Source organism: Vineibacter terrae (assembly GCF_008039615.1).
Lineage (GTDB): Bacteria > Pseudomonadota > Alphaproteobacteria > Reyranellales > Reyranellaceae > Vineibacter > Vineibacter terrae.
This window is the reverse complement of the sequence record NZ_VDUZ01000016.1, coordinates 104,369-121,206: the sequence shown is the minus strand read 5'-3', so window position 1 is coordinate 121,206 and position 16,838 is coordinate 104,369. Positions and strand designations below refer to the sequence as shown.

14 protein-coding genes are annotated in these 16,838 nt (G+C 69.5%); 1 reads left to right on the top strand and 13 read right to left on the bottom strand.

Annotated features, from left to right (window positions below):
- Positions 1–53: 53 nt before the first annotated feature.
- From trxA to FHP25_RS15775, 11 genes are all read right to left on the bottom strand, one after another.
- Positions 54–374, bottom strand: a complete 321-nt coding sequence (trxA, locus tag FHP25_RS15825; protein ID WP_147847914.1) for a thioredoxin — start codon at positions 372–374, stop codon at positions 54–56.
- A 73-nt stretch (positions 375–447) separates the two neighbouring features.
- Entirely contained in the window at positions 448–3,978 is a 3,531-nt protein-coding gene (gene addA, locus FHP25_RS15820; protein WP_147847913.1) for a double-strand break repair helicase AddA, read from the bottom strand.
- Complete coding sequence (gene addB / locus FHP25_RS15815) at positions 3,975–6,968, bottom strand: double-strand break repair protein AddB (RefSeq protein ID WP_147847912.1); 2,994 nt, start codon at positions 6,966–6,968, stop codon at positions 3,975–3,977. The genes addA and addB overlap by 4 nt, the downstream gene beginning before the upstream one ends.
- The gene (locus FHP25_RS15810; protein WP_147847911.1) at positions 6,969–7,715 is read right to left on the bottom strand and encodes a nucleotidyltransferase family protein; all 747 of its coding nucleotides are present in this window, start codon (positions 7,713–7,715) and stop codon (positions 6,969–6,971) included.
- The gene (locus tag FHP25_RS15805) at positions 7,712–8,728 is read right to left on the bottom strand and encodes an aminoglycoside phosphotransferase family protein (RefSeq protein ID WP_147847910.1); all 1,017 of its coding nucleotides are present in this window, start codon (positions 8,726–8,728) and stop codon (positions 7,712–7,714) included. Before FHP25_RS15805 ends, FHP25_RS15810 begins: the two co-directional genes overlap by 4 nt.
- Positions 8,721–9,200, bottom strand: a complete 480-nt coding sequence (gene tsaE, locus FHP25_RS15800; RefSeq protein WP_147847909.1) for a tRNA (adenosine(37)-N6)-threonylcarbamoyltransferase complex ATPase subunit type 1 TsaE — start codon at positions 9,198–9,200, stop codon at positions 8,721–8,723. Before tsaE ends, FHP25_RS15805 begins: the two co-directional genes overlap by 8 nt.
- A 114-nt stretch (positions 9,201–9,314) precedes the next feature.
- On the bottom strand, positions 9,315–10,718 hold the full coding sequence (ahcY, locus tag FHP25_RS15795; RefSeq protein ID WP_147847908.1) for an adenosylhomocysteinase: 1,404 nt from the start codon (positions 10,716–10,718) through the stop codon (positions 9,315–9,317).
- A gap of 165 nt (positions 10,719–10,883) precedes the next feature.
- Positions 10,884–11,159, bottom strand: coding sequence for an HPr family phosphocarrier protein (locus tag FHP25_RS15790; protein ID WP_147847907.1), 276 nt, complete (start codon positions 11,157–11,159; stop codon positions 10,884–10,886).
- A gap of 17 nt (positions 11,160–11,176) precedes the next feature.
- The gene (locus FHP25_RS15785) at positions 11,177–11,584 is read right to left on the bottom strand and encodes a PTS sugar transporter subunit IIA (RefSeq protein ID WP_147847906.1); all 408 of its coding nucleotides are present in this window, start codon (positions 11,582–11,584) and stop codon (positions 11,177–11,179) included.
- Positions 11,585–11,588: 4 nt separating this feature from the next.
- On the bottom strand, positions 11,589–12,476 hold the full coding sequence (gene rapZ / locus FHP25_RS15780; RefSeq protein ID WP_147847905.1) for an RNase adapter RapZ: 888 nt from the start codon (positions 12,474–12,476) through the stop codon (positions 11,589–11,591).
- A gap of 99 nt (positions 12,477–12,575) precedes the next feature.
- A complete protein-coding gene (locus FHP25_RS15775) occupies positions 12,576–13,034 on the bottom strand; it encodes an HPr kinase/phosphorylase (protein ID WP_147847904.1) in 459 nt (152 codons plus the stop codon).
- A gap of 186 nt (positions 13,035–13,220) precedes the next feature.
- Here FHP25_RS15775 and FHP25_RS15770 point away from each other — a divergent pair, with 186 nt between their 5' ends.
- On the top strand, positions 13,221–15,158 hold the full coding sequence (locus FHP25_RS15770; protein ID WP_147847903.1) for an adenylate/guanylate cyclase domain-containing protein: 1,938 nt from the start codon (positions 13,221–13,223) through the stop codon (positions 15,156–15,158).
- A 28-nt stretch (positions 15,159–15,186) separates the two neighbouring features.
- On the opposite strand, the gene FHP25_RS15765 is transcribed toward FHP25_RS15770, so the two are convergent.
- Together FHP25_RS15765 and FHP25_RS15760 are read right to left on the bottom strand one after the other, a co-directional pair.
- Complete coding sequence (locus tag FHP25_RS15765; RefSeq protein WP_147847902.1) at positions 15,187–16,065, bottom strand: phosphatase PAP2 family protein; 879 nt, start codon at positions 16,063–16,065, stop codon at positions 15,187–15,189.
- A 128-nt stretch (positions 16,066–16,193) separates the two neighbouring features.
- Entirely contained in the window at positions 16,194–16,823 is a 630-nt protein-coding gene (locus FHP25_RS15760) for a glutathione S-transferase family protein (protein WP_147847901.1), read from the bottom strand.
- Positions 16,824–16,838: the final 15 nt, after the last annotated feature.

Here is a 16,838-nt window from a genome sequence, read left to right as displayed (position 1 = left end):
CACCGGCTGGAGCCTGGTGCGCGCTTCGTGCCGACAAGCGAAGGTCGGTGGCCCTAGACCACCGAATTCAGCCACTGCGCCAGCTGCTGCTTGGGCGCCGCGCCGATCTTGGTGGCTGCAACCTGACCACCCTTGAAGACAAGCAGCGTCGGAATCGAGCGGACGCCGTACTTGTTCGGCGATAGCGGATTCTCGTCGATGTTGACCTTCACGACCTTGAGCTTGCCGGCCATCTCGTCGGAGATCTGCTCAAGCGACGGGCCGATTATCTTGCAGGGACCGCACCACTCTGCCCAGAAATCGACCAGAACGGGCGTATCGGACTTCAGCACCTCTTGCTCGAAGGTGCTGTCGGTCGCCTTCTGGGTTGCCATGGACTCTCTCCGTATCCGGGGCGGAATGCCCCTGTCTTGCGAGCCCGGAATCTAGGAATGGCGGGTTGGCGGGTCAAGGCAGCGCTGCCGATAGCCCTGCGTCGGGCAGGGACATCAGCAGCGGCGCATCGGTCCACAGCAGGAAGCAGCTTACGGCCTTGCCGGGGTAGATCTGGCTCAGCAGCGCCCGGTAGAGCGCCATCTGGCGGCGATAGACCAGAGGCACGCGCGCCGGATCACGCGGCGGCGGCCGGTTGGTCTTGAAGTCGACGATCAGCACGGCATCGCCGCTCACCGCCAGCCGGTCGATCTGGCCGCTCACGGCATAGGGGCCGCTACCCAGGGCGACCATGCCGACGACCGGCACCTCGGCACGCGAAGCGGGGCCGAACAGCGCCGCGGCCTCGGGCAATGCCAGCACGCCCAGAGTCTCGGCCAGCCAGGCGGCACGGGTGGCGTCGTCCTCATCGCCGGCGATGGACTGCAGCAGAAGCTGTCCTGCCACGGCGTGGTCCGGTGCCGGCAATTCCGGCAGCACCCGCAGCAGACGATGGATGGCATTGCCGCGGCGAAAGCGATTGGTGCGGTCGGGCGCGAACGGGCCCGGCGGCGGCGGCTCGAACACCGGCCGGCGGACCGCGTCGGGTTCGTCCTCGATAAAGGGCCGCGACGGCGCCAGTGGCGCCGGCGGCTGCGGCTCGGGCGGCGGCTGGCGACGTGCCCAGCCGGGCAGCGTCGACACATCCGGCAGCGGCAGCGGCGGCTGGTCCGGCGGCAACGGCCGCGTGCCGCTGGCCAACCGCCAGCCCTCGCCGGTCCAGCCGTCGGGCGCGTTCAGCAAGGACGTGAAGTCGAAGGTCTCGGCCTGGGGCATGGCCCGCGCCGACCGGCCATCGCCGGCGCCGCGCTTGCAGGCGGACGACACCAGCTCATGCCAGCAGCCACGGTCGGGCGCCCGCGCCCCTGCCCAGCCGGCGACGTAGAGGCGATCGGCAGCGCGCGTCATGGCGACATAGAGCAGGCGGTTCTGCTCCTGGCTCTCGCGGCGCTTGACGCTTGCCGCCAGGCTGCGGGCCGCGTCGCTGGCATCGTCGACGCGCGGCAGCCACAGCAGGGTGCTGCCGTCGTCGGACCACAGCAGCCGGTTGAGCGGCATCGGCACGCGGCAGGTATCGGGCAGGTACACGACAGGCGCCTGCAACCCCTTGGAGCCGTGCACCGTGAGGATGCGCACCTCGCGGCGGCGGTTCTCGTCGAGGTCGCGCTTGATGTCGCTGCCGCCCAGCTCCAGGGCGCGCAGGAAACCCTGCAGCGACGGCGTCTCGCTGCGCTGGTGCTGCAGGGCCGTCGACAGGAACTCATCGATGGGATCGGCGGCCTCGCGACCCAGGCGCTCCAGCAGCTTCTCGCGGCCGCGCCCCTCGCCCAGCACGCCGCCGAAGAACTCGAACGGCGGCGTGTAGTCGGCACGCGCCAGCCAGCCGGCCAGCAGGGCATGGCTTGCGGTGAAGCGCGGGTCGTTCGCCTCGGCCCTGGCCCGCAGCGAGGTCCATAGCCGCCGGCCCTGGCGATTCCAGGCCAGATCGAACAGGGCCTCCTCGTCGAGCCCGACCAGCGGCGACTTGAGCAGGCAGGCAAGGTTGAGGTCGTCCTGCGGCAGCAGGACGAACCGGCCCAGCGCGATCAGGTCCTGCACCGGCAGCTCATCGGCCAGCACCATGCGGTCGACGCCGGCGACAGGCAGCGCCTCGCGCTTGAAGGCACGCACCAGCGCCGTCACGAAGGGATTGCGTCGGCGCACCAGCACCATGATGTGGCCGGGATGGATCGGCTCGCCGGTATTGGCGAGGCGCTCGCGGCAGGCGATCAGATCCTTGGCATGCCGGGCGATGAGCGCCGCCAGCCGCTGGTCGGGCGGTGTGAGCGCATCCTGGCGCGCATCGACGTCGGTGGGATCGGCGTTGCCTTCGAGGGGACGCACCACCGGCCAGACCTCGACCAGCCCCGGCTCGCCGATGCGGATGGGCACGTGCCGCACCGGATGGTCGGCCGATGCGACGCCTTGCGCGGCCGGTTCCGATTCGAACACCAGGTCGACGGCATCGAGCACGGCGCCAACCGACCGATAGGAGCTGATCAGCTCGACATGCTCGAAGCGGCGCCCGGCCTCACCGGCGCGTGTGCCGAACCACTGCCGCATCTGCGCCAGCTTGGCCGGATCGGCGCGCTGAAAGCCGAAGATCGACTGCTTGGCGTCGCCCACCGCGAACACGGTGCGCTCGCGCTCGACGGCGCCGGCCCCGGCGAAGAACTCCTCCGTCAGACACCGCACCACATCCCACTGGTCGGGATTGGTGTCCTGCGCCTCGTCGACCAGCACGTGGTCGATGCCGCCATCGAGCTTGTAGAGGACCCAGGCCGCAATGCCGGCGCGGCCGAGCAGGGCACGGGCGCGCAGCACGAGATCCTCGTAGTCGAGCGCGCCGCGCGCGCGCTTGGCCGCTTCGTAGCGCCGCAGGATGTCGGCGCCGAGCTGCAGCAGCGCGGCCGTGAGCTCGATCAGCCGCAGGCTTCGCCAGCCATTGTTGAGCGCCCGCAGCCGCTCGGCCTCGGCGGTGAGGATCTCGACGATGCCGGGCGCTGCGTTGGCCACGGCAGCGGTCGCCAGCGGACTGCGCACCGAGCCCGAACCGGTGAAATAGAAGCCCAGATACGTCTCGAACGTATCGATGCGCTGCGATGCGTCCGCCAGCCATGCCGCCAGGACCGCGGACCGCGCGCGATCGGTCTTGGATCCCTTGGCCATGGCGTCGGCCGCGCGGCGCAGGCCGGCGTGATCGAACGCACCATCGGCGCAGCCCGCAGCGAGGAAGTCGTCGGCACAGCCTTCGGCCGGTGCATCGAGGGCGCGGCGCAGGCGCGCGGCATAGGCCGCCAGCGCCGCCGGATCGCCGGCCAGGCGTGCGATGCGGCCGCGCTCGCTCAGCAGCGCGCCCATGATGTCGACATACTCGGCTTCGGCGATGCGCGCCGCCACCGCCTTGAGCGCGGCGGCGAGATCCGGCGGCGCCTGCTCGCCCGCCAGCAGGGCAAGCTGCGCATCCTGCGCTTCCTGCAGCAGCGCGCCGGATTGCCGCTCGTCCAGCACCGCGAAGTTGGGCGCCACACCCGCTTCAAGCGGAAAGCGCTGCAGCAGCGCCTGGCAGAAGGAATGGATGGTCTGGATGCTGACGCCGCCGGGCGCATCCAGCACGCGCGCGAACAGGCGCCGGGCGGTCACCATGTCGGTGACGGTCGGCGCTCGTCCCATCAGGCCCGTGAGCGCCGCCGCGAGCGTATCGTCCGGCGCCAGCGTCCAGCTGCCCAGAAGCGTCGCCAGCCGGTTGCGCATCTCGGCGGCGGCGGCCTTGGTGAAGGTGAGGCACAGGATGCGCTGCGGCGCGGCGCCATCCAGCAGCAGGCGCACGATGCGGTCGGTCAGCACCTTGGTCTTGCCGGTGCCGGCATTGGCCTCGACCCAGGCCGAGGCGTGCGGGTCGCTGGCACGGCCTTGCCGGCGGCCGGCATCGATGCGCGGATCGATCGGCAGGGTGGAGACGCTCATGTGTCGTCGCCTTCCGTCGACCACTCCGCCACCCGCTCGAGATGACGATAGTCGTTGAAGAACGGACCGAACTCGGGCCACGGCAACGGCGCGTACGATTTCTCGACATCGTCGTAGCGATCGACCATCTGCTGCAGCAGCGCCAGCATGCGATCGGCAAGGGCCCCGCTGTCCTTGATGACGACGATCTTGCCGCCTTCGTCACGCCCGTGGATCTGCCAGTAGCTCAGCTCGACCGCCTCCGGCCTGGCGGCAGCGGCCTCGACGCTGCCGAACCGCGCGATCGCCGACTCCAGCAGCAGCTGCGGCGCGAACAACGCCTCCAGCTCGCGCGGTTGCGGCACGCGCCCGGTCTTGTAGTCGATGATCTCCCACAGATCGCCGGGCAGCAGGTCGATGCGGTCGGCGCGCGCCGTCACGGTGAACGCGCCATCACCGCGGCCGATCGTGAGCGTGCCTTTCACCTCGTGCGCCAGGGTACGCAGGCCGGCGGCGCGCCGCGCGCGCTCCTGGCGCACGATCCATCCGGCCAGGCGCTCGAAGCGCGACCACCAGAAGGCGCGCTCGGCCGGAGATTTCAGCAGCTCGGCCAGCTCCTCCTCGCCGATCGCCAGCAGCTGGCCGACGGCATCGGCCGGCAACGCATCGGGATGGCGTGCCAGGAACTTCTCGAGCGCCGCGTGCAGGGCGCTGCCGCGGTCGGCGGCGCCCAGCTTCGCCTCCAGCGGGTCGAGCGGTTCCAGCCTCAGGATGCGCCGCGCATAGAGCCCATAGGGGTCGCGCCGCCACTGCTCGACGCCCGAGACGGAGAGCTCGCGGGGACGCGCCTGCAACGGCGGCCGCGGTTGCGGCTGCGGCCAGGGGGCATAAGCCGCCGGCTGATCGAGCGCTTCGGCCCAGTCGACCCGCGCATCGCCGCGGCGAAGGTAGGCCGGGCGCGTGGCCGGCGCATCATGGCGGTACCCCAGCAGCGCATCCAGGCGCGCCAGCCAACGGCTGGGCACGGTAGGCGCGCCGCCGACGCGGCCGGCACGTGTGATCAGCACGCCGGGCGCGCCGAAAGCCTGGGCGAAGTCATGTGCCGCCAGACCCACACGCCGCTCGGGCTGCGGCAATCCCAGCGCCGCGCGCATGGGGCGGTTGAGCCACGGCCCGGTATCGACGGCCGGTGGCCAAGTCCCTTCGTTCAGACCGCCCAGCACGACCAGGTCGGCATGCTGCAGGCGGGCTTCCAGCGGACCGAGGATCGCCAGCCGCGGATGCGCGCCATGGCGCGGCCGCACCACGGCGCCGGCCAGCAAGGTGTCCAGCAGCGGCGGCAGATCACCCGCCGCCATGGGCGGCAGATCTTGCAGGTGGCGGCGCCAGTCGAGCACGGCCAGCGCCAGCGCCTCGCCGGCATCGCCACGCCAGAGCCGCTGGGCGCCATCCACGGCATCGGTGGTCGCAATCGTTTCGGCCACGCCCGCCAGCGCATCGAGCCACTGGGCAGCCGGCGTCGTATCGCCCAGCGCCAGGGGCTGGGCGACCTGTGTCTGCAGGCGCCCGACCAGATCCTCGAGCGCGACGCGATCCTCCGGGGCCGTGATGCGCGCATCCGCGACGCGACGCAGCAGGGCAGCGAGGCCGGCATCGGGCTTCGGCCCCCGCAGCACTTGCCGGTCGAGCCGTCGTGTCGCGCGCAGCAGCGCCGCCCGCGCCAGGCCGAAGCCGGCCAGCGGATGCTTGAGCAGGGCCAGCAGGTCCACCGGTGCGAAGCTGCTCGCCAGCGCCCGCGCCAGCAGGCGGACGAAAGCGCCCGGCGGAGTCTGCGCCAGCTCGGTGCCTGCCGAATCGTCGATCGTGATACCCCAGCGCTGCAGCTCGATCGCGACCCTGCGTGCAAGGTCGCGGTCAGGCGTGACCAGCGCCGCCGTGCGGCGCGGCGTCTCCAGGGCCTCGCGCAGCGCCAGGGCCGCGACCACCGCCTCGTGATGCGTCGTCGTGCAATCGACACGCACGACGTGCTCAAGCGCCGCCGGATCGAGCGGCTCGCCCTCGCTCCAGCCTTCGCTGGTCTCGGCCGGCCGCATGATGGTCGACAGCAGGCGCTGCGCCGGTGCCGCGCGCACCGACACGATCGGCCACACCGGCACGGCGGCACGCTCCAGGTTCAGCGCTGCCAGCAGCTCGCGCAGGCCGGCCTGGGGATGGGACGCATCGAGCGCATGCCAGCTCACGTCGTCCAGCACCTGATCGAGGCCGGGCAGGACCACGCATCCCGACGGCAGCGATGCGACCGCCGTCAGCAGCTCGCGCGTGGCGGGCTGCGTGCCGGTCGAGCCGGCCGCGATCACGGGATGATGCGGCGGCGCTGCCCGCCAGCGCGCGGCCTGCAGGCGCAGCAGCCGGTTGCGGCGGTCGACGGCGTCGATGCAGCCGCGCTCCGCCAGGATGGCCGGCCAATGCTCGCCGACGATGCGCAGGAAGGCGAGCGTGTGCTGCCAGTGCTCGGCGAAGTTGGCGGCGACCACGTCCGTCAGCCGATCGAACGGCACGCCCTCGATCCACAGCTCGTCGATCAGCCGGCCGAGCTCGCGCGCCAGGCCCAACGCCTGCGCCATCGACGTGGCGATCGGCTGACCGTCACTGTCACGGAACGCCAGGACCAGGCGGGTCAGCAGCGCGTCGCGCTGCAGCGCCTCGATCGCAGGCGGCACGGCGACGGATTCGCCGGAGGCCTCGCCCAGCGCCGTGACGGTGACGGACTCGTCGTCCTCGTCGACATCGCCGATCGGGCGCAGCCGCGGCAGCAGCAGCGGCCGGCCGTCGCTGGCGCGCAGGAACGCCTCGCGCAAGGCGCGCACGGCACGGCGCGTCGGCAGCAGCACCAGCGCATCGGCGAATGTCAGCGGATCGGCGCCGTAGGCCTCCAGCAAGCCATGCGCCAGGGCGTCGACAAAGCCGATGTCCGGCGGGACCGTGTAGACACCGCGCGGCGCGGCCACCATCTACTCCATGGTCCGGCGGCGACCGCCACCGCGCGCGAAATACGCTTCTGCGTCCTCCAGCGCTGCCGGCGTGCCGACATGGAAGAACTCGCCGTCATGGCGCAGGCCGAAGAGCCGCTCGCGCTCCTGCGCCTTGTTCCACAGCAGGAGCTGCGAGAAGGGTCCCTGCGGCGCCTGCGCATAGAGCCGGCGGTCGCACACGGTGACGCCTGCGAACATGAACGGCGCCACGCCGCTGCGGCCCCGCCAGCGGGCGCGGCCGTCCGGCGTCAGGTAGTAGTCGCCCATGCCGTCGGCATCATAGCCGTGCGCCGCCACTGTCGAGTGCAGCAGCAGCAGCGCATCCATGCGCGACGGCTCCCAATGCCGGGCCATGCGCGCCAGCATGGGCGACGGCCCATCGAGCCACAGCGCGTCGCTGTTGATGGTATAGAACGGCGCATCGCCAAAATGGGTCAGCGCGTTCTTCACGCCGCCGCCGGTATCGAGCAGCGTCGCTTCCGGCGACAGCACGATGCGGGGCGTTCTGCGCTGCGCGACATGCGCCTTGATCTGCTCGCCGAGATAGTGCGTGTTGATCACGCACAGCTCGACGCCGGCATCCGCGAGCGCGTCCAGCGCATGGTCGAGCAAGGCGTGGCCAACCACCTTCACCAGCGCCTTCGGCTGCGCGTCGGTGATCGGCCGCATGCGCTCACCGCGGCCGGCCGCCAGCACCATCGCCTGTCTGATGACCGCGCCGCTCATAATGCAAGAGCCCTCCTGGCTGGCGGGAGGTGACGATCCACCCAGCGCCGCAACGGCGTCAACGCCTCGTGGGCCAGCGATCGCTCGAACAACCGCCATACCCGCGGCAGATGCGGCAGGTACACCGGCTTGCCGTCGCGCAGCAGCAGCCGCACGAACAAGCCGATGACGCGGGCGTGGCGCTGCGCGCCCAGGATCGCAAACGCCGCTTCGAAGGCGCCGCGATCAGGCACGCCTGCTTCGACAATGTAGCGATCCAGCATGGCAGCGCGCAGCGACGGGTCGATGTCGCGCCGCGCATCCTCGATCAGCGACATCAGGTCATAGGCGGCATGGCCGCGCTGCGCATCCTGGAAATCGAGCAGGCCGCAGGCGCGAACCCCGGAGCGGGCGGGCAGCCACATCAGGTTGTCCTGATGATAGTCGCGCAGCAGCAGCGTCTGCGGCGTCGCCGGCATGGCACGCAGCACCGCGTGCCATGCCTCGCGGTAGGAGCCGATCTCTCCGGCATCGACGGCACGTTGCGCGGCGGCCGGGAGGTACCATTCCGGCAGCAGCATCGCGGCCTCGACGAGGACCTCGCCGTCATAGGCCGACAACCCGGCCGGCACGGCGCGTGGCCCATGGCCGTGCAGCGCCACCAGCACGTCGGTGGCCAACGCATAGAGCGCTGCCTCGTCGCCGCCCGCCGGGACCGGCCGGCGGCTCATGACCCGCGCATAGGTGTCGTCGCCCAGGTCCTCCAGCAGCAGAAAGCCGCCGGCCGGATCCTGCGCGAGGATCGCGGGCGCGCTGAAGCCCAGGTCATGCAGGTGCCGACCGATGGCGATGAACGGCCGCACATCCTCCTGCGGCGGCGGCGCGTCCATGACCACTGCCGTGTCGGCGCCGCGCCGCAGGCGATAGTAGCGGCGGAACGAGGCATCGCCGGCCAGCAGGGCTTCGGTGGCATCATGCCAGCCGGCGTGACGGATGAAGTCCCGTCGCTGCGCCGAGCGCTGCGCGTCAGCCATGGGCCAGCGCGCCCGCCAGCGCATCGATGCGGTCGGTCCAGGTCGAGCCGCCGGCCAGCGTCGCCTGCCGGGCATCGCCCTGCGCGATCCTGAGCGTGAGGTCCAGGCGCGGCGACGGCAGCAACCCAGCCAGCCGTTCCGGCCATTCGATCAGCGCCACGCCGTCGGCCAGCGCCTCCTCGAGGCCCAGCTCCCAGACCTGCTCCGGCGTGTCGATGCGGTAGAGGTCGAAATGCCACAGAACCGCGACCGGCGTGTCGTAGGTTTCGACCAGGGTGAAGGTCGGGCTGGGCACGATCAGGGCGTCATCGCCGGCGGCAGCGCGGATAAGGGCGCGTGCCAATTCTGTCTTGCCGGCACCCAGGTCGCCGTGCAGAGCGATCACGTCGCCGACACGGATGAGACGCGCCAGCGCGGCACCCAGACGGATCGTCGCGTCGAGATCGGGAAGTTCAAGGTCGCACGCGGCCATGGCTCGCAGCAAGACGGGAGGGGCGCCATCCATCGCCCCTCTCTAGCATCCCGCGAGTCCTGACCGGAAGCGGATACCCTCTCCGCCGGCGCAGCGGCGGAGAGGGGGTGCGGCTCAGTACCGGTAGTGGTCGGGCTTGAACGGACCGCTCTCGGGCACGCCGATATAGCTGGCCTGGTCCGGCCGCAGCTTGGTGAGCTTGACGCCGATCTTCTCGAGGTGCAGCGCCGCGACCTTCTCGTCGAGGTGCTTGGGCAGCGTGTAGACCTTCTTCTGGTACTTGCCCGGGTTGGCCCACAGCTCGATCTGGGCCAGCGTCTGATTGGAGAAGGACGACGACATCACGAAGCTGGGATGGCCGGTGGCGTTGCCGAGATTCACCAAGCGACCTTCGGACAGCAGGATCATGCGCTTGCCGTCGGGGAACTCGATCTCGTCGACCTGCGGCTTGACGTTCTCCCACTTGTAGTTGCGCAAGCCGGCAACCTGGATCTCGCTGTCGAAGTGGCCGATGTTGCAGACGATGGCGCGGTCCTTCATCTGCCGCATGTGCTCGACGGTGATGACGTCGACATTGCCGGTCGCCGTCACGAAGATGTCGGCGCGCGGCGCGGCATCTTCCATCGTCGTCACTTCGTAGCCTTCCATCGCCGCCTGCAGGGCGCAGATCGGATCGACTTCAGACACCATCACGCGGCAGCCGGCATTGCGCAGCGAGGCGGCCGAGCCCTTGCCGACGTCGCCGAAGCCCGCGACCATCGCCACCTTGCCGGCCATCATCACGTCGGTGCCGCGGCGGATGCCGTCGACCAGCGATTCGCGGCAACCGTAGAGATTGTCGAACTTCGACTTGGTCACCGAGTCGTTGACGTTGATCGCCGGCCACAACAGGCGGCCTTCCTTCTCCATGATGTAGAGGCGATGCACGCCGGTCGTGGTCTCCTCGGTGACGCCGCGGATGGCCTCGCCATTGCGGCTGTACCAGCCCGGCTGCGTCTTCAGGCGCTTGGCGATCGCCGCGTAGAGCACCTCTTCTTCCTCGTTGGTCGGCTTGGCGATCACCGACGGATCCTTCTCGGCGCGCATGCCGAGATGGATCAGCAAGGTCGCATCGCCGCCGTCGTCGAGGATCATGTTCGGCGTGCCGCCGTCGCCCCACTCGAAGATGCGGTGAGTGTACTCCCAGTAGTCGACCAGGGACTCGCCTTTGACGGCGAACACCGGCGTGCCGCTCTTGGCGATGGCGGCGGCGGCGTGGTCCTGCGTCGAATAGATGTTGCAGGACGCCCAACGCACATCGGCGCCGAGCGCCTTCAGCGTCTCGATCAGGACGGCGGTCTGGATGGTCATGTGCAGCGAGCCGGCGACGCGCGCGCCCTTCAGCGACTGCTGCTTGCCGTACTCGCTGCGGATCGCCATGAGGCCCGGCATCTCGGTCTCGGCGATGGCGATCTCCTTGCGGCCCCAGTCTGCGAGACCGATGTCTTTGACCACGTAGTCGGGCTTGTCCTTGGCCATGGGGAGTCCTGTCGGTGCAACCTGATGGGGAGCCGCGGCGATCGCGACGAGCGGGCCGGGCGACGCGTACATGCCCTGTCCCGGACGGAGCGCTCCTATACCAGCGGCCCCAACGCCCGACAACGCAGCCGATATAAAAGCATGCTTATGATCGCATATACCGCGTCAATCCTCGCCGAAGCGGCTCTCGACGAGCTTGCCGATCGCCTCGAGCGCCTCCGGCGCCTGGCGGCCGCTGGCCGAGACCTGGATCTGGGCGCCCAGCGCCGCCGACAGCATCATCAGGCCCATGATCGACAGGCCCGACACCTCCTGGCCGGCATGCGTCACCTTCACCGCGGCATCGTACTGCGCGACCAGGCGGACAAACTTCGCCGCGGCCCGGGCATGCAAGCCACGCTTGTTGGCGATGGTCAGCGTCAACGGTGCCGCGTCGGCCATGGGGCGATGTCCCGGTGCTAGCTGGCGTCCTTCGCCAGCAGGCGCGACGCGACGGTAATGTACTTGCGGCCTGCATCCTGACAGGCCGCGACGGTTTCCGCCATCGGCCGGTCGACACGCACGCTCGCCAGCTTGATCAACATCGGCAGGTTGACACCGGCGATCACCTCGACCCGGGCCCGATCCATGATCGAGATGGCGAGGTTGGACGGCGTGCCGCCGAACATGTCCGTCAGCACCACCACGCCCTGGCCTTCGTCGCACTCCGCGACGCGCTGCAGAATCTCGGCGCGGCGCTTCTCCATGTCATCGTCGGCCTCGATGCAGACTGCGGCAGCCTGCCGCTGAGGTCCCACGACATGCTCCAGTGCAGCGAGGAATTCGCGCGCGAGCTTGCCGTGCGTCACCAGCACGATGCCGATCATCGGCCTACCTCTTCTTTCCGCTTTCTTGCCCCGCGGCGGAAGCCGCCGGCGTGCTGTCGATGTCACGATGCGTAAGCACCAGTGGCCTGCCCTGCCGTCTGAGCCGATCGGCCAACTGTTCGGCCACCACCACGGATCGATGGCGCCCCCCGGTACAGCCGACCGCGACGGTCAGGTAACTCTTGCCCTCCCTTTCGAAGCGCGGCAAGAGGCTGTCGAGCAAGTTCTGCAGCCCCGTGACAAAACCAGTGTAGTCGGGATCACGCGCGACATAGCGCCGCACGGGCGGATCCTGGCCGCTGAAGCTGCGTAGCGCTGGATCCCAATAGGGATTGCGTAGGAACCTGGCATCAAATACCAGATCTGCCTCGCGCGGTAGACCGCGGCGATATGAGAAAGACATGATCGACACCAGCAGGCCCGGACTGGCCTGCCCGAAGCGGCCCTGCAGCAGCCGCTTCAGCTCGTGCGGGCCCAGCAGCGAGGTGTCGATGGTCATGTCGGCGTGGTCGCGCAGCCCGCCCAGGCGACGCCGTTCGTCGGTGATGCCGTCGAGCACCGGCCGGTCCTGGGCCAGCGGATGGCTGCGACGCGTCTCGGTGAAGCGCCGCAGCAGCACGTCGTTGTCGCAGTCGAGAAACAGCAGGCGCGCATCGAGATCGTCCCGTCGCCGCAGCTCATGCACGCATGCCAGCACGCGTGCGGCGTCGAAGCCGCGCGTGCGCACATCGATGCCGATGGCGACGGGATAGGACTCGTCCGGCGCGCCCGGCGCGGGCCGGAACAAGGCCGAGACCATCGGCAACGGCAGGTTGTCGACGGCGACGTAGCCTGAATCTTCGAGCGCCCGCAGGCATGTGGCACGGCCGGCGCCGGACAGTCCGGTGATCATCAGGACGGATCTGCGGTCGGCAGCGGGCGGCGCGGCCCGATGGCGAGCCCGCGCTGGCGACGAACGTAGTGTCACGGTGCGAGATCGGGCCACGCCGAATCATGTGATGCGTGATGCGCCAAGAGCAAGGCGAATTTTGATCGAAGCGGACGCATCGAACGCGGACAGACGAAGAAGCGGAACAGGGATGCCGAGGATCGCCTCGACCCTCGGCTCGGGCGTGCGCTCGACTTCTGCCGGCGCCACGAGATCAATCGCCAGCATCACCGGCGCCACCGCCAGCAAATGCTCGGGCGGCAGGCGCAGCACGCCGACACCGCGCGCTTCCACCAGTCCCGCGAGCGCCGCCGGCGGCCTGGCAACCAGCCGCCCGCCCTCGACCGTGAGGTCGGTACGGTCATCGGCAACCAGCCGCCCTCCGGTTTCGATCAGGCGCAGAGCCAGGTCGGATTTGCCGGCGCCCGACGGCCCCCGCAGCAATGCCGCCCGCCAACAGCCGCTGATTGACAAGGCAACGCAGGTGGCGTGGATGTTGATGAGCGGCAAGTTGTCAGCCATGCCGCAAGCTGGCCCGAGGGAAGGCTGGGCGTCAATGTCGCGCAGCGCCCTGGAGCACGGCAGGGCAGCCTGCTGACGTCGATTTGACGCCCGGTGCTACGGCGAGGGCGCATTCCGGTACCTATATTGGGCCGGAGTGAATAGCGGCGCTGCGGTCCGTTCTGGCGCTGGCGGAGGGGCAATCGAGTGGCCGGCTCACGAATCGATACGCCCGCGACGACAGCCCTGGCACCTGTCGATGCAACCGACGGCCCTGCCTTCCCTCCTGCTGTCACGCCTGACGTCGACGCGTCCCGCGCCGCGACGTTGCGCCGGGGCATCCGGCGGCTGCGCGTCCGGATCGTCACGGCGCTGGCCGCCGGCTTCCTGACGGTTGCAGTCATCGCCGGCGTTGCATTCGCGGTCACCGTGCTGGGCGCTTCCGAAAGCACCCAGCGCCTGATGCTCGACCGCAATCGGCGCACCGTCGAGGCGCAGGTGCAGTTCCTGCGCGACCGGCTCGACCCCGTGTCGGCGCAACTGCAGTTTGTCGCCTCGCTCGCCGCACGCGGCAGGCTCGACATCACCGTGCCGGACCAGGAGATCGACGCGCTGGCCACCGCCATGGAACGGCTGCCGCAGATTTCCGGGGCCGGATTCGTCTCCCTGGATCAGACAGTGCACCGGATCGAGCGAACGGGAAGCGGGCTGAAGCGGGACAGCGTGCCGCTGACGTCGATCCCGGGCGCATCCGAGCGCTTCCATCAGATGCAGACCGCGACTGCCCCCTTCTGGGGCGACCTGCTGTGGTTCGCGGGGCAGCGCCAGCCGGTCATCAATGTCCGGGTCCCGGTTCGTCGCAGCGACGGCACCTTCGTCGGCGGGCTGGTCGCCACGGTGGCGATGGGCGAGCTGTCGCGCCTGGTCGTGAGCCAGGACATCGATGGCGAGGGCAAATCGTTCATCCTGGTGGGCCGCGACCGGGTGCTGGCGCACCGCACGCTGACCGAGCCCCGCCATGTGGCGCTCACAGAAGCGCAACCGCTGCCCCGCCTGAACGAGGTTGGCGATCCGGTATTGGCTGCCATCTGGAAACCGGCGGTCCAGAACCGCGTCTTCGGCAGGGCGCTGGGCAAGCTCGGCCATATCGTCGATGTCGACGGCCGCCTCTGGGTCTTCGTCTACCGCCAGATCGACAGCTACGGGCCGGAGCCCTGGCTGATCGGTCAGTATTTTCCGTTCGAGGAAGCGACGCGCGACATCGAGCGGCTGCGCGAAGGCGTCTGGGCGGGCGCCGCCGCCCTGCTGCTGGCACTGGCGCTGGCCGCCGTGATGGGCGTGCGCATGGCCCGCGCCATCCGCCGGCTGGGCGCAGCCGCGGAGGCTCTGGAACGGTTCGATTTCGAAGGCAGCCCGGTCGCCCGTTCCACGCTCAAGGAGATCGACGATGCGGCCGAGGCCATGGAGAAGGCCCGCGCCACCCTGAAATGGTTCGGCCTCTACGTGCCGCACCGGCTGGTGGCACGCCTGATGGAGGAGGGCGAGGAGAGCCTGCTGTCCAAGCGCCGCACGGTGACCGTGATGTTCACCGACATCGTCGGCTTCACGCCGCAGGCCGAGAACATGGATGAGCGCAGCACGGCCGAGCTGCTCAACCATCATTTTGCGCTGCTGGGCGCGGTCATCGAGCGCGAGCAGGGCGTGATCGACAAGTATATCGGCGATTCGGTGATGGCGGTGTGGGGCGGCATCCGCAGGATGCCCGACCATGCCGACGCCGGCTGCCGCGCGGCGCTCGCGATCGCGCGCGTGCTGCGCGTGGACAACGCGGCGCGGCGCGCCCGAGGCCTGGCGCCGGTGCGCGTGCGCGTGGGATTGCACACCGGGGCGGTCGTCGTCGGCAATATCGGCGCGCCCGAGCGCATCAACTACACCGTCGTCGGCGACGCGGTGAACGTGGCCCAGCGCCTCGAGCAGCTGGGGAAGGAACATATGGCCGACGGCGACGATGTCATCGTGCTCACCAGCGGCGACACGATGGCAGCCTTGCAGGATCCGACCTCACTGGAGACCACGCCGGCCTTTGTCGGCGTGCAGACCATCCGCGGGCGGGTCGAGCCGGCGAAAATCTACCGTCTCGCCTGAGGGCGCGAAGTCCGCACGACGCTGCCGCTCACTCTGCCATGCGCGCCATCGCGCGGATGCCGACGCGCAAGGCGCTGTCGCGCCGCCAGACCTCGACCGCCACCCACAGTCCCAGCGCCGCCAGGGCGAAGCCGGCGACGACGTCCACGCCGTAGTGGTACCGCAGGTACACGGTCGACAGCCACAGCACCAGGCACGGGACCAGGCAGGCGCAGAACCATCGCCGCCGGTGCTTGAGGTCGAACAGCAGGATATAGGCCGACGCCGCCACATGCAGGCTGGGAAAGGCATCGCAGCCATTGGTGCCGACCGGGTAGAGCGTGGTCAGCAGATCGGTGATCCAGTAGCCGTCCAGCGGCGCGTCGAACTGATGGGCCATGGCGACATAGGGACCGACCGCCGGCAGCAGGGTGTAGCCGAGATAGCCGATGCCGTAGAGCGTGAAGAGGCCGCCGTAGAAAGCCCGCGCCGTGCGCAGGTCGCACATCGCATACTGCACCAGGGTCAGCATCAGCCCGGGAATGAACGCCGCGTAGGCGATGCTCATCACCTCGGTCAGAAGCGGCGTCGCCATCGGCGCGAACCACAGGTTCGGGCTGCCGCCGAACAGCGCCTGGTCCCAGCCCATCAGCAGGTCATCATACTTGCCGGGGTGGATCAGCGGGATCGCCCAGCGCATGTGGAGGAACAGACCGTTGAGCGCGATGATGTAGAAGACGAACTGCAGCCGCCACGCCCAGGGCTCGGGCCAACGCTGCGGCGCCCAGATCGCGAGCGCGTTGACCACGACGGCGGCGATGTAAACCATCGTCTCTTCGTGCGCCGGGCCAGCCACGACCAGCAGCCGGACCGTGGTGATCACCAGGAACAGGCCAAAGACGATCTCATGGGGCAGCAGGCGAACCATGTGGTCCAGGGATGGCAACGATCGCACGCGGGCAACGCTGTCAGCGTCCTCATGGCTGCGCCGCCAACCTTGCTTGTCATATTTCTATCATATCCGCGGACCAAGCGGAGCCTTGAAGCGGCGCGGCCTCAGGTCATCTTGACCATGACGTGCTTCTGGTACGCAGGGCGCGTCGCCAGCCGCTCGTACCAGGCGCGCAGATGCGGTGTCGGCGGCAGGCCGGCGCGCTCGAACGGCAGGTTGAGCCAACGGTAGGCCATGGCCCCGGCCGGGATGTCCCCCATGGTGAAACGGTCGCCGGCGACATAGGCCTTATCCGCCAGATGGCCGTCCAAGCGGCACCAGAGATCGGCAGTGGCGACCCGCGCCTTCTCCATGGCGTCAAGGTCACGCTTCTCCGGTGGCGTGCGGATCCACCCCCAGAACAACGTGGTCATGCCGCCCTGGACCACCGTCAGCTGCCAGTCCATCCAGCGTTCGGCATTGCCGCGCGCCTTGGGATCGGTGGGCCACAGGGTGCCGGCGGCATGCGTCGCCGCGAAATAGCGGATGATCGAGTTCGACTCCCACAGCGTGTAGCCGCCATCGTCGATGGTGGGCACCACGCCGTTGGGGTTCATCGCACGGTACCAGGGCTGGTCGTTGCCACCGAACGCGCCACCGACATCGATGCGCTCGTAGGCGAGGCCGCATTCGTCAGCGGCCCACAATGCCTTCTGGACGTTGATCGAGTTGGCCCGCCCATAGATCTTCAGCATTCGATCACTCCTTCC